This is a genomic window from Desulfosoma caldarium, from assembly GCF_003751385.1.
Taxonomy (GTDB): domain Bacteria; phylum Desulfobacterota; class Syntrophobacteria; order Syntrophobacterales; family DSM-9756; genus Desulfosoma; species Desulfosoma caldarium.
The window spans coordinates 332383-358260 of the sequence record NZ_RJVA01000012.1; the positions used below are offsets into that span (position 1 = coordinate 332383).

Genomic DNA, 25878 nt, shown 5'->3' on the forward strand with positions numbered 1-25878 from the left:
GCTGAAGAGGGCCGTCCACACATTTTCTTTTTTATGATGGAGGAAGGCCATGCGGGTGCGGCGAGGCTATCTCCTCATTTCAGTGTTCTTGTGGGTTCTGGCGACTGCTTCGGGAGCCTGTGCGGACAGTTTTGAAGCTTTCAGAGGGCTTGAAGGAACTCTCAAGATCTCTGGGGGTACGGCCCACATTCCGGTCATGCAAACCTTGGCCCAGGAGGTGATGAGGCGCTATCCCGCTATTCGCATCACCATTGCCGGAGGTGGATCGGGCGTGGGGATCAAACAAGTGGGGGAAGGCCTTGTGGACATCGGCAACTCGGGACGCAAGCCCACGGACGAGGAAATCGCCGCGTATGGTTTGAAGCTGTATCGTTGGGCCATGGATGGGGTCGCGGCCGTCGTGCACCCTCAAAATCCCGTGCGCGCTCTAACCGTGCAGCAAGTGAAGGACATCTTTTCCGGTAAAATCATGAACTGGAAAGACGTGGGAGGGCCGGATAGAGCCATCCACGTGTTCACGCGGGATGAGGCCAGTGGAACCCGTGAAGTGTTTTGGAAAAAAGCTCTTGATAAGGGGGCGATTCGAAAGGATGCGGATGTGGTCCCGTCTAACGGGGCCATGAAAACGGCGGTGGCCACGGACCCTGCCGCCATAGGATATATGTCGGTGGGATACGTGGACGAGTCGGTCCGAGCAGTGATTTTGGACGGCGTGGAAGCCAACGTCGATAACGTGCAATCCGGGCGTTACCCCGTGGCCCGCGGGCTCTACAGCAACACCAAAGGGGATCCGTCGCCTCTGGCCAAAGCCTTTCTCGGCCTTTTGTATGCCCCTGAAGGTCAGGCGGTCATTGCGGACAAGGGATACATCCCCGTCACCCAATGACGCGTCGTGAACGATGGATTCGAAAAGTCCTGGCGGCGGCCACTTTCGTTGCCGCCGCCATTCCTTTGGCCATTTTGATTTTCATGGCCCTATTGGCCCGCCCCCTTTTCACCACTTTGCCCCTGCTAGACCTTCTTACCGGAAGCTGGGACCCTATTCGTGGCCACTTCGGTATTCTTCCCATGATGACAGCAAGTCTCACATTGGCGTTCACAAGCCTTGCGGTGGCCTTTCCGGTGAGTCTCGGCTGTGCGGGATTGATTTATGGCCTGGCTCCTTGGACGGTGGCGGTGCCGCTCAGGCGCCTGGTGCAGATCATGACCGGGTTTCCCACGGTCATCTATGGTTTTGTGGGGGTCTTTGTGTTAGTTCCGGCGGTCCGCCATGTTTTTGAGGCGGGTTCCGGACGGTGCCTTTTGAGCGCGCTCATCCCTCTTTCCTTGATGATCACTCCCACCATGACCCTTTTCTTTTGCGATGCTTTTGCGGCCGTACCTCGCGAGACCCTTTTGGCGGCAGCAGCCTCAGGGGCCGATGCCGTCCAACGCTTCGTCTGGGTGGTTATTCCCTCCGCTGGAAAGGGGCTTGTCGCAGGAACCGTTATTGCCTTTGGCCGTGCCCTGGGCGATACGCTCATTGCGCTCATGCTCGCCGGTAATGCTGCACAAATACCTTCCTCCCTTCTGGACTCCGCGAGAACCTTGACCGCGCACATCGCTCTGGTCATTGCTGCAGATTTTCGAAGCCTCGAATTCGCCTTCATCTTTTTGTGCGGGATGGTGCTCTATGCTTTAACCGCGTGCGCTGCCCTGTACGCATGGAAAATACGAACCGGCATAGGAAAGGATGCGGCGTGAAAGTTGTGTGGATGAGGGCGGTTTCTTGGGGATGCTGGATCAGCGGCGTCTGGCTCGTTGTGGGAGCGGGTGTGGTGGTCGGTTTTGTGACCTGGCGAGGAGCATCCCATATCGGCCCGGCGCTCCTTTTTGGCAACGTTTCGCCCTGGGATGCTCTGTTTCGCGCGGTGCCCGTGTTCGACGGCTTATGGCCGGCAACTGTGGGAACCTTGGCCCTGGTGGTGGGAGCCGTCACGCTGGCAGCCCCACTGGGGCTGGCTACAGGAATTTACTTGGCCGAGTTTGCCCGAGGCCGGTTAAAGGAAATGCTCACCGTGTTTTTCGACGTCCTTGCCGGTGTGCCTTCTGTCGTTGTGGGGCTTTTTGGCTTTAGCGTCTCCCTCATTGGACACAAAATGGTCTCGCCCCGCTTTGGGCCATGCCTTGTTGTGGCCGCTTTTTCTCTTATGATTCTGGTCCTTCCCTATGTGATTCGAGCTACCCAGACGGCCCTGGAAAGCGTGCCGGTCCAGGTGCGAATCATCGCGCTGAGTCTTGGTGCCGATCGGGTTCAAAACCTAACCTGGGTTCTCATCCCCTATAGCCTTCGGGGCATAGCCAGCGGACTCCTTTTGGCCATAGGGCGGTGCGCCGAGGACACGGCCGTCATTCTGCTCACGGGAGCGGTGGTGTCGGCCGGTGTTCCTCGATCGTTGCTAGATCCCTTTGAGGCGCTGCCGTTTTTCATCTACTATGTTTCGACACAGTATGCGTCGACGGAAGAGTTGGAAAGGGGATTTGGCGCAGCTTTGATCCTTTTGGCCACAAGCCTGTCGTTGTTTGCCATGGCTTATGCCATTCGCCGGGCCGTGGGATACCGAGCCCTTTATCGGGCATGATCTGCGATGAATGTTCTTGCGAAGATTCGAGTAGAGCACTTGAGCTTTAGCTACGGTAGTCGAAGGGTGCTGCATGACGTGAATGCCGTTTTTATGGAGGGTACGGTGACGGCTGTCATCGGGCCTTCGGGGCGAGGCAAAAGCTCATTTTTGTTGGCCATCAACCGATTGTGGGAAGAAATTCCAGAAGCTCGAGTGCAAGGCCATGTGTGGATTCGCTTGGACGATCGGGAACAACTGGTTTCCGATCCGTCTTTTCCCGTCACGGAACTTCGACGGCGCGTTGCCCTGGTGTTTCAGACGCCCAATCCCCTTCCCATGAGCATCTACAAGAACGTGGCTTTTCCATTAAACGTCATGGGCATTCAGAATAGAGACGTCGTCTCGGAAGCGGTCCAAAAGGCCCTTTGCCGAGCGTATCTGTGGAACGAAGTGAAACATCGTCTGCATGAGGACGCTCGTTGCCTGTCTGGAGGCCAGCAGCAGCGGCTGTGCATCGCGCGAGCTCTTGCGGCGGAACCGGATGTGCTGCTTTTGGATGAGCCCACATCGTCCTTGGACGTACGCGCGGCGAGGGTCATTGAAGAGCTTTTAACGAGCCTTAAAGATCAATGCACCTTGGTGGTCGTCTCCCACGAACTGGATCAGGTTCGGCGCGTGGCCGATCAGGTTTATGAAGTGGTGGATGGAACTTTGCAGCAGATCGTGCCGTCGAGCGCTTTGCCAGGCGACGATCAAAGGCTCTCAGGGAGTTTTTGATCCTTTCCGGCAAGGAGAAGGGCAAAAGGGCAGAAGCCATTGGATAGAAGAACGTGTCTGTGATGGCTTTGAGCACACGGTCGAGAATATCAAGCGCGATGGTCGGGAAAAGGGCATGTCGACCATGCTGGATAAAATACTCTCGGATAAGAAAGCCGGCGGATGCCGGTGTGTCCACGGCCGACCCAACGGGCGATGATGTCGTGCCGACGTCCGCCCGGTCGTCGACGAGGCCATCGTTCCCGCCCCCTCGCGTCACGAATGAGAGCTTCTTAAAACAACGCCACAACATGTTCGTCTTGACCCCTACGGGCGTCTTTGCTAGAAGTACAGCCTCTATCCCGATAGTTGGAGTCCTTCGCTAACGGGTAAGTGGCATCCACGCAGTGCCCATAAGAATATGGGCTCTTCCGTTTCCCCGTTTTCCTTTTCTGGAGAAAATAATTCGGCCACGAAGGCCTCTTGGCGCGATCGGTCGCCTCATTTGATGCGGGTGACAGGAAAGGGATATCTGCGTCGTTGAGGAGGAAGACATGGGCAAGAAGGGCTTTCGTGGAACATGGGTCTTGGTCGTGGTCCTAGGGCTCGTAGCAGGGTTGTCTTGCAAGACATCATGGGCTGTGGAGGTGATTGAACCCGTGGTGGTCACGGCGTCCAAGGTGCCCCGCACCGCCGGCAATGTAACGCAAAAGGTGGACATTTTGGAATCCAAGGATCTTTCGGTCATCGTTTCGGGTCATCGAAATCTTGCCGACTACTTAATTTATCAGCCGGGTGTTTTTTTCCAGCGTTCTTTCGCGCAACGATGCCAATTGGGGTTCCGTGGGCGGGCTTTCTCAAAAAAAGTATAACACTTACATGCTGGAAGGGCTGCCCATCGATGTTTTCGTGGAGCCTCAAGCTCTGGAGATGCTGGTCGTCGATCGCATCGAGGTGCAGCGTGGTCCAGCCGCGGTCCTCTATCCCAACTACCTGGGTATGGATTTTGCCGGCAATCAGAGCCCGCTCACGGGGACGACCAATATCTTTCTTAAGGAGCCTTTTCCCGAGCCTCAGACCATCCTCGATGCCTACTACGGTTCCTATAGAACTTTTGGAGGCCGTTTTCTCCACCAACAATCGCTTGGAAATGTCCATTTCTTCCTTGGCGCCAGTCTGGAAGACTCCGACTACACCAATTACGGCACCAAAGACTCTTGGCTCAACATGATCGATAATCCCGAATATCAAAAGACCAAATTTTACGGCCGGACCACATGGTTCATTGACGGCAACGAGCGACACAAGGCGTCCTTTTTCGTCAACCGCACCAACCATCACGGCGATGCGGGGCGCCCAAAGAGGGGCTTTGATCATGATTACTGGACGATCCATTCTGCCTACCAACTCCCCTTCAGCGAAACGCTCACGGCCATGGCCAAAATCGGGTACCGCAACTACGACCGTTCGTGGGAGGAGGACAATTACCCCGCGGATCTGTCCTTGCGTGAGAAGGGTGGTGTGCGACAGGAAATCATTCCTGCCGATCTTTCGGTGGCGTTTGAACATTGGGGAGGCAGCTTGTTGACGGTAGGCACCGATTTTCAGACCGCCTCTTACAAAACTTACACGGATCCAGGGCTTCGTTCGGTGATCAACGATGCGAACGCGCTGCAGTACGGTCTCTATGCTCAGGAAGAACTGGTGTGGGGCCGAACGATTTTTCGATTGGGAGGCCGCTACGCCTACACAAAACACGACGTGGATCGGCTGGGAGGTTCGGTCCCGGAAGATGATTCCATATCTTGGAATAAGTGGCTGTGGAGTGCTGGCGTACGCCATCACGTTTTGGATCATCTCGCCGTCTATGCCAATGTGGGATCGAGCTTTGTTGCCCCTTCGATCCATTCTGTAGGCGGAACTCTGCGTTCTTCCGACCGAGGTGTTCCTGGAAAAGACGGCCGACTTCCCAACCCCGATTTGGATCCGGAATCTGGCATTGGGGGTGACCTGGGCCTCGATTGGAAGCCGTGGACAAATTTGGCTTTGAGTGTTCGAGGCTTCTACAACAAGGTCAATGACCAGATTGTTCAGGTGGTGGTGAGCCAAAATCCTTCGCAAGCGCAAGACATCAATGCGGGAGACACCACATCCATGGGTTTTGAACTGGAGGTCCAATACAGGCCTACCCCCTGGATGCGGTGTTTCGCTAATTACACGTACACGGACACGGAAATCGATAACAATAAAGACCCGGATATGGACGGTGCCGAAGTGCCTTTTGTTCCCAAAAACATGGCAAATATCGGCGTGGATATGGATCTTCCCCACGATTTTAAGGTTAGCGTGTATCTCCATCTTGCCGGAAAGATTTACGACAGCACATCAAAAAAGGATCGAAACCGCTTTTCGGCATATGAAGTCTTAAACGCTTACGTGGAAAAAACCCTTTTGAAGAAAAACACCACCAGCGTGTCGTTTTATGGCCAATTCTATAACATCACAGACAACGAGTTTGAAATGCCCTGGCAATTCCAAGATCCGGGATTTGCCTTCACGGGGGGCTTTAAGTTGGTGTTCTGACAACGTGAAGAAAGGCGCTTTGCAGCGCCTTTCCGTTTTGCGAAGATGATTGAAAAGCTTGGCAAAACTTGTCTTGAGGGCCAAAAGCCGCGATCCACGTCGGGGCACCTGGGACTGGTTCTCATCCTCATGCTCCTGTGTCTTTTAGGCACCGTAAGCATCGTGGAGCGTGCCTCGGCCACAGTTGTGCAAGTCTATGATTTTCGAGGGCATTCCGTCATCCTGCCTCGTCATGCTCAAAGAATCGTGTGCCTTATCGAAAGTGCGCTCTCGGGGCTGTACATGCTTGGGGTGGGCGATCGCGTGGTGGGCGTTTCCACCAATGTTTATGAAAGCAGTGTGCGGCCTTATTATGAGGCGTTGGATGCGCGGATTCGATCCAAGACCTTGCCGGCTCCAGGTAATTGGGACTTTATCAATGTGGAATCAGTGGTGGCCTTAGAACCGGACCTCGTGATTCTTTGGGCGCATCAGACGGAAGCGATTCGCGCTCTGGAGAGCCGAGGCCTTCCGGTTTTTGGAGTGTTTATCCAACGGTTTTCGGACGTGCATCGGGAAATCGAAGCCTTGGGGATGCTCACCGGCACCGAGGCTAGAGCCCGGGAACTCAAGGCCATGGTGGCCCAAGAACCGGCGTGGGTTCAGCGCACGCTGCAGGACTCCAAGGCCCAGTCGCCGCCCACGGTCTACTTCATGTGGGCTCAGGGGGATTTGGAAACCTCTGGAGGTCCATCCACCGTGAACGAACTCATTGAGGCGGCCGGCGGGCGCAACGCCTTCAAGGATCTGCCTCACGAACACGCTGTCGTTCGATGGGAAAACCTGCTTCGGGCCAATCCGGACGTGGTGGTCATGTGGGTCAACAGCACTCGGGACCCTTGGCATATTCTCAACGACGCGCGATGGCGTTCCGTGAAAGCCGTTCAGACCGGGCGGGTCCACGAATTGCCGGACATCTTTCTGTGCGATTTGTGGACACTCAAATATCCCATTGCCGTGATGACGGTGGCCCAGTGGCTTCACCCAAACACCTCACTCAAAGAAGACATCCGTCAAAGGCGCCGTCTTTTTCTTGAGCGACTTTATAACTCTGACACCGTCGGGCGCGTGGCTGATCATGCCCCCTAAGATTCGACGCTGGATCGTTTTCGGCTTGCCGTGGCCCCTTTTGCTCCTATCCATGCTGATGGGCCCTTCCGGCGTGTTTTCACTTCAGGACGTTCTGGAATCCGCCAAAGCCGGGGTCTTGGGAACCCCCATGCCCGAAAAGGCACCACTGGTGCGTGCCATTTTGTGGGACATCCGTGTGCCTCGTGTTCTTCTCGCTTTCTTGGTAGGCGGAGCCCTGGCTTCCTCGGGTGCCACACTGCAGGCCATCTTTCGCAATCCCTTAGTGTCTCCCTATGTGCTGGGAGTGTCCTCCGGCGCAGCTTTTGGCACGGCTATAGCCTTGGCCTCATCGCTTTTTCCCGCTTATCCTGCAGCGTTTTTCTTTAGCCTAACTGCCGTTGGTTGCAGTTACGTCCTGGGGCGAGTGGGCAAAACGGTGAGCCCGGTGAGTCTGGTGCTCTCCGGCATCATTGTGTCCGGCTTCTTTACAGCATTGCTCACGCTAGTGCAATTCTTGACCGATCCTTTCAAATTGCAGTCTATTGTGCACTGGACCATGGGCAACATGCATAATGCCGATTGGCACCGTCTGAAAGGCAGTCTTCCATTTTTGGGTTTGGGATATGCAGGCATGTTTGCTCTGCGCTGGCGAATGAATGTTTTGGCTCTAGGGGATCAGGAAAGCTGGGCGGTAGGGATTCATCCGGAAAGAGAAAAAATTAGAATGATTGTTCCGGCAACCTTGGCGGCCTCGGCGGCCGTGGCAGCTGCCGGTGTCGTCGGCATGGTGGGTCTCGTAGTGCCCCACATGGTTCGCATGATCCTTGGGCCGGACAACCGATTGGGCATCCCGGCGTGCATGGTTTTCGGAGGCGCCTTTCTTGTGTTGATGGACAATTTGGCACGGTCTCTGACAGCTTTTGAGTTGCCCATTGGCATTTTCACGACCCTTGTGGGTGGTCCATTTTTCATTTTCCTGCTTCGTCGAACCCAACTGGGCTGGCACGCATGAAAATTTCCAAAATACGCACAAGCGCAGAGGAGACCTCCGATGCGTTGTGGGTCCAGGATGTGGCTTTTGCCTATGATGGTCTTAAGGTGCTTCAAGGCGTAAGCTTTCGGGTATCCCCAGGCCGCTTTACCGTGGTCCTGGGGCGAAACGGCAGTGGAAAATCCACCCTTTTTCGAGTGATCGTCGGCTTGTTGAAACCTCAGCGGGGATCTATTCGGGTATTTGGCCGAGACCTCCACGGGCTTGGGTTTCGCGATCGAACGCGCCTTTTGGGATTTCTTCCCCAGCAGCACCATGCCATCTTTCCGTTTCGAGTTCGCGATGTGGTCCTCACCGGGCGAGCTGCCCATGTGGGCTTGATTCCGAAATCTGAGGACCGTGAAGCGGCCATGGAAGCTCTTGCTCAATTGGGCATCGACCATCCTGCTGAAAAGCCTTACACGGATCTTTCTGGCGGGGAACAGCAATTGGTTCTTATTGCGCGGGTCCTGGCTCAAAATCCTCGATTGCTTCTCTTGGACGAACCCACTGCACACCTGGATTTTGTGAACGCCAACCGCCTTCTTGAACTCATTCGACATTCCCTGTGTCCTAAGATGACCGTGGTGGCCATCGTGCATGACCCAAATCTGGCGTTTTGGCATGGAGACGACTTTCTTTTCCTCGCCGAAGGCCGAGTGCTCATCCCCGATCCTCAGAGGCCGCCCTGGTCGAGCGAACTGGTGCAGCGCGTCTATGGCATGGTTGTGGACATCCTTCCTTGGAAAAACCGGGCCGTCGTGATGCCCAAAGTTGGGTCATGAGGATGAGAAACGGAGCGGTGGAAAACGGATTACCCCGTTGATCCATTGGAGCCACTCGACAGCGGGGCGGTTTCAGCCCCAGCACCCAGGGATTATAGCGGAAAAATAAAAGGCCGATCCTGGAGGTATCGGCCTCGGTGGTTTTCTTGGAGGCGGCAACCGGATTCGAACCGGTGAATAGCGGTTTTGCAGACCGCTCCCTTACCACTTGGGTATGCCGCCGCTTGCGTGCTTTCTGCTTAACGCAAACCACGTCTCGTGTCAAGAATCAGTTTGTGTCAACCCTCGCCCCGGCACCCCGTGCCAAGGTCTTTGCCTTGCGGTAAAAATCCACGAAATAGGCTCCGGCCGACCAATACCCAAAAGCCAGAGAAATCCAGAGGAAAGCCGTCCCTGTGAGCCAAAGGGGTCGTTCATAACCTTCAACATGAACAAGAAGGCACAGGATGGCCACGGTCTGGGACACCATCTTGTTCTTACCCATGCGACTGGCATCCAGAATCAGGCCTTGGCTCGCGGCAATGGAGCGCAGCCCGGTGATAATGAATTCGCGGCCGATGATGAGGAAGACCATCCAGCCATGAACCTTGCCCAGTTCAATGAGCATGATGAGCACGGCGCACGTGAGGAGTTTATCCGCCAAAGGATCCAAGAGCTTTCCCACCGATGTGACCATGTTGTGCCGCCGTGCCAGAATGCCGTCCAGATAATCGGTCAGGGAAGCCATGACATACAATGCAAAAGCCGCATTTTGCAGGCGTCCCGACGTGGGAGGAATCAAAATGAGGATAATGGCGGGAATGGCCAGGACCCTCAGATAGGTCAGAAGGTTGGGCAACGCCGTCAGATTCTTTCGGGAAAGATCATCTCGTGTCATTGTCTTTTGTACTGCTTATAATGACGCAGCACGGTACGAAGGTAGGCGTTGGTCTCCGGAATGGGCGGAATGCCGCCGTAGAATTCCACGGTTTGCGGACCGGCATTGTAGGCCGCCAGCGCCAGCAGCAGACTGTTGTCAAAGCGTCTCAGCATTTCCTTTAGGTATCGCGTGCCTCCTAGGATGTTTTCCATAGGATCAAAGGGATCGATCACCCCCATGTCCTTGGCGGTCTGAGGCATGAGTTGCATGAGTCCCATGGCGCCTTTGGGAGACACTGCCCGCGGATTGAAATTGGATTCGGCCTTGATGACCGCTCGAATTAAACGGGAATCGATGCCGTGGATTTCCGAGGCCTTGTGAATGTACACATCGTAGGGTGTGCTCATGGTTCGGAAAGGCACCGCCATCTTGGGCAGAGGGGGCAGGGACACCTTTTGGAACTTCCGGCTAGACGGAACATTGGTGAAGTGAACCACCCCCTTTTCATCCACGTACTTGTAGATGGCTTCGGGATAAGCGCCGCTCACCGTGGCTCCATGCAGCAGCGCCATGGCAAACAGGAAGGCAAAGATTGTTGGGGAAGGGCGAAAACGTGCCGCAGATCGATCCACCATCTTTGTCCTCCACAGTCTCATGCCGAACCGGCCTATATCTTTTCCACCTTTTCCCAATCCTTCAAGAACTTTTCTAGACCCACGTCCGTCAGAGGGTGCCGCACTAGCTGAGCGATGACGGCATAGGGAATGGTCGCAATATCGGCCCCCATGCGAGCGGCTTCTAAAACGTGCATGGGATGACGAATGCTGGCCACGATGATTTCCGTATCAAACAAATAATTGGAAAAAATATCCACGATTTGCGAAACAATCTGCATGCCCGAGGCGGCGATGTCGTCCAAACGCCCCACAAACGGACTCACATACGTTGCCCCCGCTTTGGCAGCCAGCAAAGCCTGCAAGGGAGAAAAGACCAACGTCACATTGGTCTTGATTCCTTCATCGGCGCAAACCTTGACCGCCTTGAGTCCTTCCTCGGTCATGGGAATCTTGACCACCACATGGTCATCAATGGCGGCCAGTTCTCGAGCTTCGGCGATGAGGTCCTCCGCCGTGGTGCTCACGGCTTCGGCGCTCACCGGAGCCTGCACCATTTCGCAGATCTTTTTGATGTGCGCTCGAAACGCTTCACGGTGACGAATGCCTTCCTTGGCGATCAGGGACGGATTGGTGGTGACGCCGTCCAGAACGCCGAGTGCGTGGGCCTTTTGAATTTCATCCAGATTTGCCGTATCGATAAAAAATTTCATGCTCTCTTGGACTCCTTTTTTCGTTTTTCAAGGTAGGTGTCGCGGCACTGTGGGCTGCAAAAGAACACGCTCTCGCCATCGATGCGCACGGAAACCCCTTTATTTCTCAAAAAATAAGCCCCACACTCCGGGTCCCGAATGAGCTCGGCTTCGTGGGCGTTCACGGCCTCGCCGTCACGTTGCCATGAAGGACTCAGCCGAGGTTTAAGCCATCGGTAAACGCCATAGACGATGAGGGCAAGGAGGAGAAGGCGAATCATAGCGGTTTCCAGCGCTGCACGTCTTGGGACTGCACTTCGGGGCACTGTAGCAGTTCCAGCACGGTCATGCCCAGCACGGGATGCACAAAGTGCGGGCACACTTCTGCCGTTGGTTCCAAAACAAAGCGTCGCTCATGCGCTCGAGGGTGCGGAACAACGAGCCCATCCGTACGGATGATGCGATCTCCATAAAAAATGATGTCCAGATCCAGAGGGCGGGGCCCCCAACGCATCGAGCGCACGCGTCCAAACATTGTTTCCAAGTCCAGAAGGGCCCTCAGCAGTTCCTGAGGGCTCAAGATGGTCTCTCCGAGCACCACGCCGTTTATGAACCACGGTTGATCTTTGAAGCCGATGGGTTCCGTTTGATACAAGGACGAAACGGCCAAAGTGCGAAAACCTTTCATGTGCGAGAGGGCTTTGACCGCATCCCGGCACGTTCCTTCCACCCCGTCGGCGCGGGTGCTCACATTGGCCCCAAAACCGATGAGCACAGGGATACCGTCTTCCAGCATTTCCGATTCTTTACCCATCGGCTTCAACGCTTTTTCGGCCCCAAAATTCATCCCTTTTTAATCCGGGCTACCAGGAAAGCTTGAGAATGCGCTCCACGGCTTCCTGCAATCGTTCCTTGTCCACGGTCAGGGCCATGCGCACGTAACCTTCGCCGGGCTCGCCAAACCCGCTTCCCGGAGTGGTAACGATGCCGGCTTCCTTCAGAAGTTTTGCCGTGAAATCGGCGGACGACATGCCCCGAGGCGTCGGGCACCATACGTAAAAGGTGGCCTTGGGCGGCTGAGCATCCAGTCCCGCACGGCGGAGCCCTTGGATCAAAATGTCGCGCCGTTCCTGATAGATGGCCTGCATTTGCTGAACGCAGTTTTGATCCCCGTCTAGAGCTTCCACGCCGGCCAGTTGCACGGCGTTAAAGACGCCCGAATCCACGTTGCTCTTGATCTGCGCAAGGCCTGAAATGACGTGGGCATTGCCCACGGCAAACCCGATGCGCCATCCCGTCATGTTGTAGGTCTTGGACAGGGAATGGAATTCTATGCCCACGTCCATGGCCCCAGGAACTTGGAGGAAACTCATGGGGCGGTAGCCGTCAAAGGCCATTTCCGAATACGCCGCATCATGGCACACGATGATGTCGTAACGTTTGGCAAAGGCGACCACCTTTTCAAAAAAGGCCGCGTCGGCCACAGCGCCCGTGGGATTGTTGGGATAGTTGATAAAAAGCAGCTTGGCGTGCCGGGCCGTGTCCTCGGGAATGTCGTCCAGATTCGGTAGAAACCCGTTTTCTTTAACCAGGGGCATGATGTGGGATGTGCCGCCGGCAAACATGACCGAGACCTGATACACCGGATACGCGGGGCTGGGCACCAGGGCCAGATCCCCGGGATTGATGAAGGCCAAAGGCAGGTGGGCGATGCCTTCTTTGGACCCGATCAGGGTCAAGACCTGTGAAGAAGGATCCAGATCCACGTTAAAACGTCTTTTGTACCAACGAGCCACCGCATCCCGAAAGGCGTTCATTCCCGAATACAGAGGGTACTGATGGTTGGCCGGATCGAGCGCTGCCTTTTGAAGACGTTCAATGATGTGCGGCGGTGTGGGAAGATCCGGATCGCCCACACCCAGATTGATCACGTCCACGCCCTTGGCCAGAAGCTCCGCCTTCAGTCGGTCGATTTCCTTGAAAAGGTAAGGGGGAAGATTCTTGACTCGATCCGCAAAATCCACACTCATGAGTGCCTCCGCTGCCTCAGTCTGCAATCCCCAACACATCCAACATGCTGTACAATCCGGCCGGTTTTCCCACCACCCATTTGGCGGCGGTGATGGCCCCGCGTGCGAAGTTATCCCGGCTGTGAGCTCGATGGGTCACTTCGATCCTTTCTCCCATACCATAAAAGAACACTGTGTGCTCCCCCACCACATCGCCGCCTCTCAAGGTCTGTATGCCGATAGCCTCTCGAGGTCTTTCTCCAATGAGGCCGTGGCGTGCATACACGCCCACATCCTCCAATGTGCAACCTCGCGCCTGGGCCACCGCGTCGGCAAGTTTCAGGGCCGTTCCACTGGGCGCGTCTTTTTTGAACCGATGATGGGCTTCCACGATTTCCACGTCGTAGTCGGGACCCAAGAGGCGGGCTATGTCCCTGAGGACCTTGAAAAGCACATTGACCCCAACGCTCATGTTGGGCGCCAGAACGCAGGCTATCTTTTGTGCGAGCGTTCGGATGGATTCCTGCTGATCTGGGCTAAATCCCGTGGTGCCGATGACCATGGCCCTGCCCGCCGCAGCCGCTGCCTTCATATGATTCAAGGAGGCTTCGGGAACGGTGAAATCAATGAGAACGTCACAGCGTTCCAGAACACGTTCCACGGTATCTTCCACGACCACGCCGCTGGGTCGAGTGCCGCTCAAAGCGCCCACGTCGCACCCCACGGCCGCATGCCCCGGCCGCTCTAAACCACCGACGAGAGTGATACCCTCCGTCTGACCCAGGATCTGCGCAATGCGCGATCCCATTCGACCTCCAATTCCGGCCACCGCTGCTCTCACCATGCCGGCTCCTTTCGTTCTAAATCAGCCCATAATCCCTTAAGGCGTGCGCCACCTTGGCCCTGTTTGCTTCCGTCAAGCCCACCAAGGGCAGGCGGACCTCGTCGCTTTGAATCTTGCCCATCATCTTCAGGGCAGCCTTAACCGGAGCCGGGTTGGTTTCCACGAACATTGCATGGCACAAGGGGAGCAGCTTGTAATAAAGAGCGTAGGCCTGCTGAAAACGACCGTTCAGGAAATGGGTACACATGTCGGCCATGTCACGAGGTGCGATGTTGGACACCACCGAAATGACGCCCTTGCCGCCGACGCACATGAGAGGAAACGTGATGTAGTCCTCGCCGGAAAGGACGGTAAAATCATCACCGCACAGCCGAACGATCTCAGTGATCTGTTTCATGGACCCCGTGGCTTCCTTGACTCCCACGATATTGGGGATGTGAGCCAAGCGCGCGATGGTTTCGGGTTCCATGTTCACGGCCGTGCGTCCCGGAATGTTGTAAACGATGATAGGAAGATCCACCGTTTCGGCCACCTGTTTGAAATGCTGATACAGGCCTTCCTGGGTCGGTTTGTTGTAGTAGGGAGCGATCATGAGGGCTGCATCGGCGCCGCATTCCTTGGCGTGTTTGGTCAAGCGAATGGCTTCGGTGGTGTTGTTAGAACCGGTGCCGGCGATGACCGGAACACGCTTTTTCACCTGGTCCACGGTAATTTCCACAACCCGTTCGTGCTCTTCGTGGCTGAGCGTGGCCGACTCTCCGGTGGTACCGCAGGGCACGATGCCGTGCGTGCCGTTTTCGATCTGAAATTCGATAAGATCTCTCAGTGCCGGTTCGTCAATGCGTCCGTTCTGAAAGGGGGTAACGATGGCCACATAGGCTCCCTCAAACATGATTCCCTCCTTGCTTCCTCGAGATCCAATGCGTCAACGGTCCTGTTTTTCGCGTACCGAGCCGAGTGTCTCCGACCACAATAGGCCCTCGTAGACCACTCTGGCATCCCCCTCTAAAAAAACCTCGTCGAACGCCTCCTCCGTCTGGTGAAAGTGGATTACCAGCGTTTCACCGCTTTGTGTTTCCACATGGACAGGTGGTTGAACAAGGCCTTGAGCGGCCGCGATAAGGGCAGCCGCGATGGATCCGGTACCACAGGCCAGCGTTTCGTCTTCAACGCCGCGCTCGTAGGTTCGAATCTTGAGCTGAGATGGGCCGAGGACCGCAACGAAATTGACGTTGGTTCCCGCCGGCGCAAAGAGGGAATGATACCGAAGAGATCGACCCACGGCGAAAACGTCCCATTGGGAGAGGGTCTTGGGGGAGTCCGCAAAAAGCACCACGTGAGGCACACCGGTGTTGATGGCATGAACGCGCAGGGTTTGATCCTCGATAACCACGTTCAGATTGGGGCGGTAGCCGTGAGGGGGCGTCATCTGAACGCGCACGCGAAGGCCATCCACATGGGCTTGAATCTTTCCCGCCAAGGTTCGAAAAATCATGCTCGGGCGGGAAACAATGCCTCGAAGATGGGCGAATCGAGCGGCGCAGCGAGCGCCGTTGCCGCACATTTCCGCTTCACTGCCATCGGCGTTGTAAAAGCGCCAGGCAAAGTCGCATTCGGCATCGTTTTCGATGAGGATGACGCCGTCGGCGCCCGCCGAAAGCTTTCGACGACACACGGCTTTGACAAAGTCTTTGCAACCTTCAAGAGGTACAAGTCCCGTGCGGTTGTCAATGAGAATAAAGTCGTTGCCTGAACCCGTCATTTTCAAGAAAGGAATACGCTCCATGAGGCCGCCTCACATCGGGGGAATCTTTTCCAGCCGAACCAGATCCTCACGTGTTTCTCGATGTCGAATCACATGGTAGGTGCTTCCGTCCACCAGGACTTCGGCGGGACGCGGTCGGGAATTATAGTTAGACGACATGCTGAACCCGTACGCTCCGGCACTCATCACCGCCAGCAGTTCACCCGGTTCCACCCGAGGCAGGGTTCTTTGGCGGGCGAGAAAATCTCCACTTTCGCAGATGGGACCAACCACGTCCACCGTTTCCTCGTCTCTTTCGTAGGGCACCACAGGCTGAATGTGATGATAGGCTCCGTACAGACTTGGGCGAATGAGGTCGTTCATGCCGGCGTCCACAATGATGAAATGCTTCGTTGGCGTGGTCTTGGTGTACAGGACGCGGGTGACCAAAATGCCGGCATTGCCCACAAGGACGCGACCGGGTTCAAAGATGAGTGTGCAGGAAAGGCCGTTCATTTCCTTAAGAATTGCCTTGGCGTATTCCACAGGGTGCGGCGGCTCCTCGTCGGCATAGGGAATGCCCAAACCACCCCCGAGATCCAGATACTGGACGGAAATACCCAAGGCGTACAGCCGCTCCATAAGAATGCGAAGCCTCTTGAGGGCATCCACAAAAGGTTGTGTGTCGGTCAATTGGCTGCCAATGTGACAGTCGATCCCGACCACCTTGATGTGAGGCAACCTCATGGCGTACCGGTAACTTTCAATGGCTTCGTCCACTCGAATGCCGAATTTGTTCTTTTCCATGCCTGTGGCGATGTAGGGATGCGTCTTCGGATCCACATCGGGATTGACCCGCAGGGCAATGCGAGCTGTGCGCCCCAGGGCTTGAGCTCTCTGGCTGATGGCTTCCAGTTCCTGCCGCGATTCGATGTTAAACATGAGAATGTCTTCAGAAAGGGCATCGTCAATTTCTTCCCGAGTTTTTCCCACACCCGAATAGACGATCTTTGCCGGAGCAATACCGGCGCGGCGCGCTCGAAACAGTTCACCCCCGGACACAATGTCCACACCCCCACCCAAAGACCCAAAAAGGGCCAGAATGGCCAGGTTGGAGTTGGCCTTGACCGAATAGCAGGTCAGGTGCGGAATCGAAGAAAAAGCTCCGTCAAAAACCTGAAAATGATGCGTCAAGGTGGCTCGGCTGTAGATATAGACCGGCGTTCCGACATCTTTCACGATGGCTTCCACGGGGACCTCTTCCCCATACAACCGTCCTTGGCGGTACTGAAAATGGTGCATTTCTTTTCCTCAATCTATCCGTGATGGCAAGGGTCTTTACTTGAACCGAACATGGCGCACCTCCACCCATTTGGACAGGAGGCCTTCCTTGTAGGGAACATCGGAACTCACCGAAGAGACGGCATAGCTATAGACTTTGTCGGGTTTCACCTTGGTATCGACAAACGGAGGCTTATGCAGTGGGTCCGCCGTCAAGCGCACAATGGTTTTGCCGTCTCGACGGTACACATGGTAGCCGGAGACAGGTACAGAACATTCCGCCCAGTACACTTCCATATTTTCTCCTGAGGGCACGGCCCAGACGGTGGTGGGGGGAGGAGGTGGGACCTTTTCGGGCGTTTGAATGAACGCACTTTCCGTCCAGGGTCCCAGAACATCGGCATCCAAAGCCCGACGCATCGGTCGCACCCGGTACTGGTAATATTCCTGCGGTTGCACCGAGGTGTCCAAGTAACTATTGCCTTGGAAAAACTCCGGGTTCAGCGCTTCCCAGTCCAGACCTTTTTGACGCCGCTCAATCAGAAAGGACACCTGGGAATTTGGTCCCTTGATTTCCGCTGTGGGCGCATTCCAGCGCACGAGAACCCCGTGTGCATCGGCACGAGTCTCCAGCTTTTTCAAGGGCTTGGGAGGCGCACTGACCTGAACGCGCACGGGAACCGATAGCGATAGCATGCGTTCTCTGTTGTCCATGATACCGATCCAGTACCGGTATACGGCATTCTCCTGGGTTGATGTGTCCGTCCACTGAACCCTGTCTTGTTCAACGCGCCATGGACCCTGGCTTGAGGGATCGATGCGCGCAAGGGTCCTCACGGCTTCTGAAGGACACTCCGGGCACTGGGCTCGCTGCAGGTCCGTGTGTTCGCGCTGCACCACAAACACGAAATCCCCCGGGCGCTTCTTTTCATGAAAGATCTCCGGAATGGGCCATGTGAGCTGCACGTGGCCTTCAACAATTTCCGCCCGAATGTCCACCACCTGAGGCGGTTTGTCAGGGCCTAAGGGGCGGGGCGGCGTTTTTTTGCCGCAGGTCCCCGCCGCAAACACCAAGGCGAGCATCAAGGGGGTGCGAAACAACCACATCTTTCCCGACTTGCCAAGCTTCCATGAACATGGACCCATGGTGAAATCCTTTGAGCTAATCGCCTCAGGCAAACGGAGTGGGCCGAATACCTCGCGCTCATGAAAGGCGGGGCGTATCGGCGTTCACGCGCTCGAGCCGTTGGGTGGTCTCAATCCTCACCGCACCGATAGCTTCGCGGACTCTTTGAGGGCTGGTGCCTCCATGGGACATGCGCCGTTGGACGGCGCTTTGCAAGGTGAGCACCCCAAAGAGATCCGCATCTAGAGCCTTGTGGAATTTCTTGAGTTCCTCCACGGTACAGTCCGTGAAATCCTTACCGAGCTTTTCGCAATGGTGGACCAGTTGCCCCACCACGTGATGGGCCTTTCGAAAAGGCACCCCTTTGCGCACCAGGTAATCCGCGACCTCGGTAGCCAGGGCATAGCCCTTGGCCGCGGCGGCTTCCATGCGGTCCCCCTGAAATCGCAATTCAGGAAGCATCTTATTGAGCACGGCCAAGGTCAGCCGTACCGTGTCGGCCGTGTCAAAAGCAGGTTCTTTATCCTCCTGAAGGTCTCGATTGTAGGTGAGTGGCAGGCTTTTGACCAGGGTGAGCAGGGCCATGAGGTTGCCGTAAACACGGGCCGTCTTGCCGCGCATGAGTTCGGGCACGTCCGGGTTCTTTTTCTGAGGCATAATGCTGGAGCCGGTGCAAAAGGCATCGCTGATGTCCACAAAGGCAAATTCCTCGGTGGACCACAAGACCAGCTCCTCGGCGAACCGGCTGATATGCATCATGAGCATGGCAGAAGCTGCGCAAAATTCGATTAGATAATCGCGATCGCTCACAGCGTCCATGCTGTTGCGCGTGATTCGAGGAAACCCGAGAGCCCGGGCGGTCATTTCCATGTCGATGGGAAAAGTGGTGCCGGCAAGGGCGGCACTGCCTAACGGAAGCACGTTGATGCGATCATAGCACTGGGCCAGGCGCTCTTCATCTCGAAGAAACATTTCCACATAGGCCATGAGGTGGTGAGCCAGAAGCACGGGCTGTGCATGCTGCAGATGGGTAAACCCCGGCATGATGACGTGAAGGTTTTTTTCTGCCAGTTCGGTCAAAAGACGCACCGTTTCCAAAAGCAGCCGGCGGCATTCCAAAACCACATCCCGCATGAACAGCCTGGTGTCCAATGCGATCTGATCGTTACGGCTGCGGGCCGTGTGCAGCTTTCCACCCACCTCGCCGATCTTTTGCATGAGGCGCTGTTCCACGGCCATGTGAATGTCTTCTTGTGTCGCATCCAGGGCCAATTCTCCCCGATCAATTTCTCGAAGAATTTCCCCCAAGCCTTGAACAATCTGCGAAGCTTCTTCATGGGTAAGAATGCCGCATTCGGCGAGCATGCGACAATGGGCGATGCTGCCTTGAATATCGTAGCGGTACAGGCGTCGGTCAAAGTGAATGGATGACGTGAATTCTTCCACCAAGGAATCGGTGGGCTGTTCAAAGCGCCCCTGCCACATCTTTTCGGACATATGTTCACCCTCGTGCTCGGCTCCTGACCAGATGCTGAACCCGCAAACGCAACCCCTGCAATCGAATGAAACCGGTCGCGTCGCTTTGTCTATAGACATCTTCTTCTTCAAAGGTGGCTAATTGAGGATCATACAGGGATTGGTCCGACTTTCTGCCGATGACTGTGCATTGGCCTTTGTACAGTTTGAGGCGAACGGTGCCCGTGACGAATTCCTGCGAGGCATCGATGAGGCGCTGCAGCGCCACCCGCTCCGGCGCATACCAAAAACCGTTGTAAATGAGCTTGGCATATTGGGGAATCAGGGAATCTCGAAGAAACATGACTTCCCGGTCCATGGTGATGGATTCCATGGCCCGATGCGCCGTTCTCAGAATGGTGCCCCCGGGGGTCTCATAGACGCCTCGGGACTTCATGCCAACAAAACGGCTTTCCACCACGTCGGCTCGGCCTACTCCGTGTCGGCCGCCGAGGCGATTGAGGGTCTGCAGCAGAGTAGCCGGTGTCATGGATTGGCCGTTGACCGCCACAGGGTCCCCTCGAAGAAAGTCCACTTCCAGAATCTCCGGCTCGTCAGGCGCCTCACGCGGGTCTACGGTCATGGTGAACATGGACGGGTCGGGTTCCCGCCATGGATCCTCCAAAATACCGCCCTCGTAGCTGATGTGCAGCAGGTTCGCGTCACAGCTATAAGGTTTTTCCGGGGTAACGGGCACGGGAATGCCGTGCTTTCGGGCAAATTCCAAAAGGGCTTGCCGAGACTTGAAGTGCCATTCGCGCCAGGGGGCAATGACCTTGAGATGCGGTGCCAGAGCCGTGTAGGTGAGTTCAAAGCGCACCTGGTCGTTGCCCTTGCCGGTCGCTCCATGGCTGACCGCCTCCGCTCCTTCTTCCAGGGCAATTTCCACTTGCCTTTTGGCGATGAGCGGCCTGGCAATGGCTGTGCCAAGCAGATACTGGCCTTCGTAAATGACATTGGCTCGAAAGGCAGGAAAGACAAAGTCGCGCACAAATTCTTCGCGAAGATCTTCCACCCTCGCCTTGACGGCGCCGGTGTCCAAAGCCTTTTTTTCAATGGCCTGCAAATCGTCCCCTTGGCCAAGGTCTGCCGCAAAGGCCACGACGTCACAGTCATAGGTTTCGACCAGCCATTTCAAAATGATGGAAGTGTCCAAACCTCCAGAATAGGCCAGAACCACTTTGCTTATACCCATGATCGTTCGACTCTCCTATCATTGGCGAGGGGGTTCGCTGTCGCTTTTTCCTCGTCGTTCCTTGCAAAAACCGCCAAGCGACGTCCTACATACCGAAAAATCGCGCATTTTGACAAGAGATACTACGACGACAGAAGCCATTGAAGCAGCGCCGCCTGCGCATGCAAGCGGTTTTCGGCCTGATCAAAGACGACGGACTGAGGCCCTTCCAGAACATCTTCCGTGATTTCTTCGCCACGATGGGCGGGAAGACAATGAAGAACAATGGCCTCCTTGGGCGCCTTGGCCAAAAGCCGCGCGTTCAACTGAAACGGCCAAAAGGCTTTCCTGCGCTTTTCCGCCTCGTGTTCCTGCCCCATGCTGGCCCACACGTCCGTATTGATCACCACAGCGTCCTTAACAGCCTCCACAGGATCTTCGTAAAGGCCAATGTCGGCAATGCCTTCCTGACGGGCCCGCTCCAGCACCCAAGCTGACGGCCAGTAGCCATCCGGGCATGAAATGTTCAGTCGAAAACCTAAGCGAGCCGACGCGTTGATCCAGGAATGGGCCATATTGTTGCCGTCCCCAATCCAAGCCACCACCACATTGTCCAGCCGCTTTTTCTTTTCCATCACCGTCATGAGATCGCTCAGGACCTGGCAAGGATGACACAGATCCGTCAATCCGTTGATGACGGGAATGGAGGCGTACTGCGCCAAGGTGACCACATCCTGGTGGTCGTAGGTGCGCACCACCAAGGCATCGATGTAGCGGGACAAAACCCTCGCCGTGTCGGTGAGGGGTTCAGACCGTGCAAGTTGGGTATCCTGAACGCTCAGAAAGGTACAGGACCCTCCCAGGCGATGCATGGCCCCTTCAAAGGACACACGCGTTCTCGTGGACGGCTTGGTAAAAAGAAGCCCCAAGGTTTTCTGGCGCAACAAAGGCTTGACGGTCCCTTGTAACCAGTCCCGTTTCAGTTGAAGGGCTTGATCGATGAGGAAGAAAATTTCCTCTCGCGTTACATCCCACAGGCTAAGAAAGTCTCTTTTCATGGCGTCCACTCCTTGAGCACGCCGTCCAGGACGTCGATGAGCCGGTCAATGTCGTCCTTGCCAATGACGAGAGGCGGCACAAAACGCAGCACCGTTTCATGCGTGCAGTTGATGAGAAATCCTTTGCTGAGGCATTGATCCACGATGGCCTTTCCAGGACCGGCCAGTTCCATACCCACGATGAGGCCTCTTCCACGAACGTCTCGAACCTTTTCCGCATGCCGTGATTGAAGATCGCGAAGCCTTTCCAGAAAATATTGCCCCTTTTCTCGCACGGAAGCGAGAAAGGACGGTTGCGAAAGAAGCTCCAAAACCTTCCCGGCCGCAGCGGTCACCAGCGGCGTGCCGCCAAAGGTGCTGGCATGGCTTCCCAGGGTAAAGGCTTGAGCGGCCTGTTCCGTGGCCAGCATGGCCCCAATGGGCAGTCCGTTTCCCAAGGCTTTTGCCAAGGTCATGACATCCGGGGTGACATCAAGCTGTTCATAGGCAAAAAGGGTTCCCGTGCGTCCCATGCCCACCTGGACCTCGTCAAAAATTAACAGAACATCCCGCTCTGTGCACAGTGCTCGAAGCTCCTGAAAATACCCAGCATCCCCCACTCGTACGCCGCCTTCCCCCTGAATGGGTTCCACCAAAACGGCACACACCTCAGACGACATGGCGCGGCGGACGGCCTCGATGTCGTTATAGGGCACAAAAAGAAACCCTTCCACTAGGGGTTCAAAACCCTTTTGGACCTTTTCCTGACCTGTGGCCGACAAGGTGGCCAGGGTACGGCCATGAAAGGAATTTTCCATGGTAATCACATGAAAACGTCCCGGGCCGTATTTGTCCCGGCTGTATTTTCGAGCCAGCTTGATAGCAGCTTCGTTGGCTTCTGCACCACTGTTGGCAAAGAAGACGCGATCCGCAAAGGAATGGCGCCGCAGGGCGTCGGCCAGAGCCACTTGAGGGCGTGTGTAGTATAAATTGGACACGTGCACCAAGGTCTGAGCTTGGCGGCAGATGACCTCCGTCACCTCGGGATGACAATGGCCCAGGTTGCACACGGCAATGCCGGCCACAAAGTCAACGTATTCTTTCCCGTACGCATCCCACAGTCGGCTGCCTTGGCCCCTTTCCAGCACCACAGGGTAGCGGGCATATGTGGAACAGATCACTTGATCGCACAAATCCATCACGGGTTGTGTCATGAGCGCTTCCTTTCTTTGAATCTTCTGGAGGGTCGCGAAGGAACGATTTCGGTGCCGATGCCCGAGTCGGTGAACAGTTCCAAAAGCACGGCATGGGGAATGCGTCCGTCAAGAATGGCCACCTTTTTCACTCCCCCTTGAACGGCATCCATGGCGCACTGCACTTTGGGAATCATGCCCCCTTTGAGGACTTCGTCCTGAATGAGTTCCGCCGCCTCGGCCACGGTGAGGCTGGAAATGAGGTCGCCGGCGGCGTTGAGCACTCCAGGGACATCGGTCATCAGCACCAGTTTTTCGGCATCTAGAGCGGCCGCCACTTTTCCGGCCACCAGGTCTGCGTTGATGTTGTAAGTTTCTCCGGACTTTCCCACCCCCACGGGCGCAATCACCGGAACGACATGACTCTTTTCCAGCACTTCAAGAATTTCCACATTGACTCGTTCCACTTCCCCCACCAAGCCGATGTCAATAATTTCCGGAGGCTGATCGTCTCCGAGATATTTGAAAAGATGCATCTTGCGGGCTTCAATGAGCATCCCGTCCTTGCCGCTCAACCCAATGGCGCGGCCACCGTGACGATTGATGAGGGCCACAATTTCCTTGTTCACCTTTCCGGCCAGGACCATCTCCACCACATCCATGGTTTCTTCGTCGGTGACGCGCATGCCTTCCCGAAAATCCGACTTCTTGCCGACGCGGTCTAGCATCCGGCCGATCTGAGGTCCTCCGCCATGCACCACCACGGGGTGAATGCCGATGTACTTCATGAGCACCACGTCTTGGGCGAAGCTGTCTTTTAGGGCTTCGTCCTTCATGGCGTGGCCTCCGTACTTAATGACCACCGTCTTTCCAGAATACTGGCGAATATAGGGCAAAGCCTCGATGAGTAACGCGGCGGCATCTCGCATCACGGCAGTCTTCCTCCTCATCCCGACAAGGGACTTAAAGAATGTAGCGGCTTAAGTCTTCGTCTTTAACGATGTCTTCCAAGGTTTGCCTCACGTAGTCTCGCGTGATGGTTAGGGTTTGGCCTTTGAGGTCGGGCGCATGAAAGGAAATGTCGGACAACAACTTTTCCATGATGGTGTGCAGCCTTCGTGCACCGATATTTTCCGTGCGCGTGTTCACCTGGTAGGCGATTTCGGCAATTTCTTCTATGGCCGCCTCCTCAAAGACCAGGGTGACGCCTTCTGTGGCCAGAAGGGCAATGTACTGGGTGATCAGGGCATTTTCTGGTTCTTTAAGAATCCGGACAAAGTCTTCTTTGGTCAGGGATTGCAGTTCCACGCGAATGGGAAAGCGCCCTTGGAGTTCGGGAATGAGTTCCGAAGGTTTGGCCATGTGAAAGGCGCCGCTGGCAATGAAGAGAATATGATCCGTGCGCACCATGCCATACTTGGTGGTGACGGTGGATCCCTCCACTATGGGCAAAAGGTCCCGTTGCACGCCTTCTCGGGACACATCGGGCCCGTGGGTGCCTTCGCGCCCGGCGATCTTATCAATCTCGTCGATAAAGATAATGCCGGAATGCTCCACCCGTTCGATGGCTTGGCGTATGACCTTGTCCATGTCAATGAGTCGCTGCGATTCCTGCTCCATCAGAATCTGTCGAGCTTCGGGAATCTTTACCTTGCGGCGCTTGGTGCGCCTGGGAAGCATGGAACTGAGCATCTCTCGAAGGTTGTAGTCCATCTCTTCCATGCCGGCGCTGGCGAAAAAGTCAAAAACCGGCACGGACCGATCTTCCACTTCCAATTCCACGTAGCGATCATCCAGAGCCCCTTGACGCAGGAGTCTTCGAAGCTTTTCCCGGGTCGCATCAGCCTGTTGTGTTTCTTCCAGAGCCGTCTTGGCGTCACTCGACTCGTGGGCTCGACCGGACCCAGCCGCACTGCGCCGCGAACGTGGAAGAAGAATATCCAGAAGCCTTTCTTCCGCCAGCTCCTCCGCCTTGAGGCGAACGGCTTCCATCTCTTCCGATCGCACCATGTTGACCGCAAGATCTGCCAAATCGCGAATCATCGATTCCACATCACGGCCCACATAGCCCACTTCGGTGAATTTACTGGCTTCCACCTTGAGAAAAGGGGACTGGGCCAGACGGGCCAGACGCCGCGCAATTTCCGTCTTTCCCACGCCCGTCGGCCCAATCATGATGATGTTTTTGGGAGCAATTTCATCCCGTAGGTGTTCGGGCACCTGCTGGCGGCGCCATCGGTTTCTCAAGGCAATGGCCACCATGCGCTTGGCCTCTTTTTGGCCGATAACGAATTTATCCAATTCTCGCACAATCTCGGCAGGTGTCAGGGGCTGCTGCATGGGGTCACAACTCCTCTATGGTGAAGGACTGGTTGGTATAGATACACAACTGGGCGGCCACCTTCATGGCCTCTTCGGCCACCACGCGCAGGGGAAGGCTTGTGTGGGCCAAAAGGGCTCGCGCCGCCGCCAATGCGTATGGCCCACCGGAACCCACAGCGGCAAGCCCGTCGTCGGGTTCAATGACATCGCCCGTGCCGCTTAGGATCAGGCACTGTTGGCGATCGGCGGCGATAAGGAGGGCTTCCAAGCGCCGCAGCGCACGATCCATGCGCCAATCCTTGGCCAGTTCCACGGCGGCCCTTTTCAAATTGCCGTTATACTGCTCAAGCTTGGTTTCCAGCCGCTCAAAAAGGGTAAAAGCATCGGCCGTGGCACCGGCAAACCCGGCGAGAATCTGATCGTGATACATTTTGCGCACCTTACGCGCCTGCTGCTTCATAACGGTATCCCCAAAGGTCACCTGGCCGTCTCCGGCCATGACCACGTGCCCCTCTCGATGAATAGCCAAAACGGTGGTTCCGTGGAGGTGGGTCCTTGGACTGTGGGCCAATGGCATGGCGAGCATGATTCTCCTTTCCTG

27 protein-coding genes and 1 tRNA gene are annotated in these 25878 nt (G+C 55.8%); 9 read left to right on the forward strand and 19 right to left on the reverse strand.

Translation table 11 applies throughout. From position 1 onward, the window contains the following. Positions 1–49: 49 nt before the first annotated feature. From EDC27_RS09680 to EDC27_RS09720, 9 genes are all read left to right on the forward strand, one after another. Positions 50–886 carry a phosphate ABC transporter substrate-binding protein gene (locus tag EDC27_RS09680; protein WP_123290408.1) on the forward strand — a complete coding sequence of 279 codons (837 nt, stop codon included), beginning with the start codon at positions 50–52 and terminating at the stop codon, positions 884–886. Then, positions 883–1743, forward strand: coding sequence for a PstC family ABC transporter permease (locus EDC27_RS09685; RefSeq protein WP_123290409.1), 861 nt, complete (start codon positions 883–885; stop codon positions 1741–1743). The genes EDC27_RS09680 and EDC27_RS09685 overlap by 4 nt, the downstream gene beginning before the upstream one ends. After that, positions 1740–2621, forward strand: coding sequence for a PstA family ABC transporter permease (locus EDC27_RS09690; RefSeq protein WP_211334853.1), 882 nt, complete (start codon positions 1740–1742; stop codon positions 2619–2621). Before EDC27_RS09685 ends, EDC27_RS09690 begins: the two co-directional genes overlap by 4 nt. A gap of 6 nt (positions 2622–2627) precedes the next feature. Beyond that, on the forward strand, positions 2628–3380 hold the full coding sequence (locus EDC27_RS09695) for a phosphate ABC transporter ATP-binding protein (RefSeq protein ID WP_123290410.1): 753 nt from the start codon (positions 2628–2630) through the stop codon (positions 3378–3380). Positions 3381–3913: 533 nt separating this feature from the next. Next, positions 3914–4231: a hypothetical protein gene (locus EDC27_RS09700; protein WP_123290411.1), complete on the forward strand. Its 318-nt coding sequence runs from the start codon at positions 3914–3916 to the stop codon at positions 4229–4231. Positions 4232–4238: 7 nt separating this feature from the next. Beyond that, a complete protein-coding gene (locus EDC27_RS09705; RefSeq protein ID WP_123290412.1) occupies positions 4239–5942 on the forward strand; it encodes a TonB-dependent receptor in 1704 nt (567 codons plus the stop codon). Positions 5943–5987: 45 nt separating this feature from the next. After that, positions 5988–7070 carry an ABC transporter substrate-binding protein gene (locus EDC27_RS09710; RefSeq protein ID WP_123290413.1) on the forward strand — a complete coding sequence of 361 codons (1083 nt, stop codon included), beginning with the start codon at positions 5988–5990 and terminating at the stop codon, positions 7068–7070. Continuing rightward, on the forward strand, positions 7015–8064 hold the full coding sequence (locus EDC27_RS09715) for a FecCD family ABC transporter permease (protein WP_211334854.1): 1050 nt from the start codon (positions 7015–7017) through the stop codon (positions 8062–8064). Before EDC27_RS09710 ends, EDC27_RS09715 begins: the two co-directional genes overlap by 56 nt. Continuing rightward, on the forward strand, positions 8061–8867 hold the full coding sequence (locus tag EDC27_RS09720) for an ABC transporter ATP-binding protein (RefSeq protein WP_123290415.1): 807 nt from the start codon (positions 8061–8063) through the stop codon (positions 8865–8867). Before EDC27_RS09715 ends, EDC27_RS09720 begins: the two co-directional genes overlap by 4 nt. 147 nt (positions 8868–9014) lie before the next feature. Here the strand turns inward: EDC27_RS09720 and EDC27_RS09725 are convergent. The 19 genes from EDC27_RS09725 to hslV all read right to left on the reverse strand — a co-directional run bounded on the left by EDC27_RS09725 (position 9015) and on the right by hslV (position 25863). Next, positions 9015–9089: transfer RNA gene (locus tag EDC27_RS09725), tRNA-Cys, on the reverse strand. 46 nt (positions 9090–9135) lie between these two features. Next, entirely contained in the window at positions 9136–9744 is a 609-nt protein-coding gene (gene pgsA / locus EDC27_RS09730; RefSeq protein ID WP_123290416.1) for a CDP-diacylglycerol--glycerol-3-phosphate 3-phosphatidyltransferase, read from the reverse strand. After that, entirely contained in the window at positions 9741–10361 is a 621-nt protein-coding gene (locus tag EDC27_RS09735) for a lytic transglycosylase domain-containing protein (protein ID WP_170161737.1), read from the reverse strand. The genes pgsA and EDC27_RS09735 overlap by 4 nt, the downstream gene beginning before the upstream one ends. Before the next feature lie 32 nt (positions 10362–10393). Continuing rightward, positions 10394–11053, reverse strand: a complete 660-nt coding sequence (gene fsa, locus EDC27_RS09740) for a fructose-6-phosphate aldolase (protein WP_123290418.1) — start codon at positions 11051–11053, stop codon at positions 10394–10396. Continuing rightward, positions 11050–11313, reverse strand: a complete 264-nt coding sequence (locus EDC27_RS09745; RefSeq protein WP_123290419.1) for a transcriptional regulator — start codon at positions 11311–11313, stop codon at positions 11050–11052. Before EDC27_RS09745 ends, fsa begins: the two co-directional genes overlap by 4 nt. Then, positions 11310–11879 (reverse strand): 2-amino-4-hydroxy-6-hydroxymethyldihydropteridine diphosphokinase, encoded by a 570-nt coding sequence (folK, locus tag EDC27_RS09750; protein ID WP_211334855.1) that lies wholly within the window; start codon positions 11877–11879, stop codon positions 11310–11312. The genes EDC27_RS09745 and folK overlap by 4 nt, the downstream gene beginning before the upstream one ends. 16 nt (positions 11880–11895) lie before the next feature. Continuing rightward, positions 11896–13062: an LL-diaminopimelate aminotransferase gene (locus tag EDC27_RS09755; protein WP_123290420.1), complete on the reverse strand. Its 1167-nt coding sequence runs from the start codon at positions 13060–13062 to the stop codon at positions 11896–11898. A 16-nt stretch (positions 13063–13078) separates the two neighbouring features. Then, positions 13079–13885 (reverse strand): 4-hydroxy-tetrahydrodipicolinate reductase, encoded by an 807-nt coding sequence (gene dapB / locus EDC27_RS09760; protein WP_123290421.1) that lies wholly within the window; start codon positions 13883–13885, stop codon positions 13079–13081. A gap of 16 nt (positions 13886–13901) precedes the next feature. Continuing rightward, entirely contained in the window at positions 13902–14777 is an 876-nt protein-coding gene (dapA, locus tag EDC27_RS09765) for a 4-hydroxy-tetrahydrodipicolinate synthase (RefSeq protein WP_123290422.1), read from the reverse strand. 33 nt (positions 14778–14810) lie between these two features. Next, on the reverse strand, positions 14811–15671 hold the full coding sequence (gene dapF, locus EDC27_RS09770; RefSeq protein WP_123290423.1) for a diaminopimelate epimerase: 861 nt from the start codon (positions 15669–15671) through the stop codon (positions 14811–14813). 9 nt (positions 15672–15680) lie between these two features. Then, the gene (gene lysA / locus EDC27_RS09775; RefSeq protein WP_123290424.1) at positions 15681–16931 is read right to left on the reverse strand and encodes a diaminopimelate decarboxylase; all 1251 of its coding nucleotides are present in this window, start codon (positions 16929–16931) and stop codon (positions 15681–15683) included. Between the two features lie 36 nt (positions 16932–16967). Next, a complete protein-coding gene (locus EDC27_RS09780; protein WP_123290425.1) occupies positions 16968–18056 on the reverse strand; it encodes a fibronectin type III domain-containing protein in 1089 nt (362 codons plus the stop codon). 58 nt (positions 18057–18114) lie between these two features. Beyond that, on the reverse strand, positions 18115–19533 hold the full coding sequence (argH, locus tag EDC27_RS09785; RefSeq protein ID WP_123290426.1) for an argininosuccinate lyase: 1419 nt from the start codon (positions 19531–19533) through the stop codon (positions 18115–18117). A gap of 4 nt (positions 19534–19537) precedes the next feature. Beyond that, the gene (locus EDC27_RS09790; RefSeq protein WP_123290427.1) at positions 19538–20746 is read right to left on the reverse strand and encodes an argininosuccinate synthase; all 1209 of its coding nucleotides are present in this window, start codon (positions 20744–20746) and stop codon (positions 19538–19540) included. A gap of 122 nt (positions 20747–20868) precedes the next feature. Then, positions 20869–21783, reverse strand: coding sequence for an ornithine carbamoyltransferase (gene argF / locus EDC27_RS09795; RefSeq protein ID WP_123290428.1), 915 nt, complete (start codon positions 21781–21783; stop codon positions 20869–20871). Then, positions 21780–22976 carry an aspartate aminotransferase family protein gene (locus EDC27_RS09800; RefSeq protein WP_123290429.1) on the reverse strand — a complete coding sequence of 399 codons (1197 nt, stop codon included), beginning with the start codon at positions 22974–22976 and terminating at the stop codon, positions 21780–21782. The genes argF and EDC27_RS09800 overlap by 4 nt, the downstream gene beginning before the upstream one ends. Next, positions 22973–23884, reverse strand: a complete 912-nt coding sequence (gene argB, locus EDC27_RS09805; RefSeq protein ID WP_123290430.1) for an acetylglutamate kinase — start codon at positions 23882–23884, stop codon at positions 22973–22975. Before argB ends, EDC27_RS09800 begins: the two co-directional genes overlap by 4 nt. Before the next feature lie 34 nt (positions 23885–23918). After that, the gene (gene hslU / locus EDC27_RS09810; RefSeq protein WP_123290431.1) at positions 23919–25295 is read right to left on the reverse strand and encodes an ATP-dependent protease ATPase subunit HslU; all 1377 of its coding nucleotides are present in this window, start codon (positions 25293–25295) and stop codon (positions 23919–23921) included. A 4-nt stretch (positions 25296–25299) separates the two neighbouring features. After that, positions 25300–25863, reverse strand: coding sequence for an ATP-dependent protease subunit HslV (hslV, locus tag EDC27_RS09815; protein WP_342778641.1), 564 nt, complete (start codon positions 25861–25863; stop codon positions 25300–25302). Between the last annotated feature and the right edge of the window lie 15 nt (positions 25864–25878).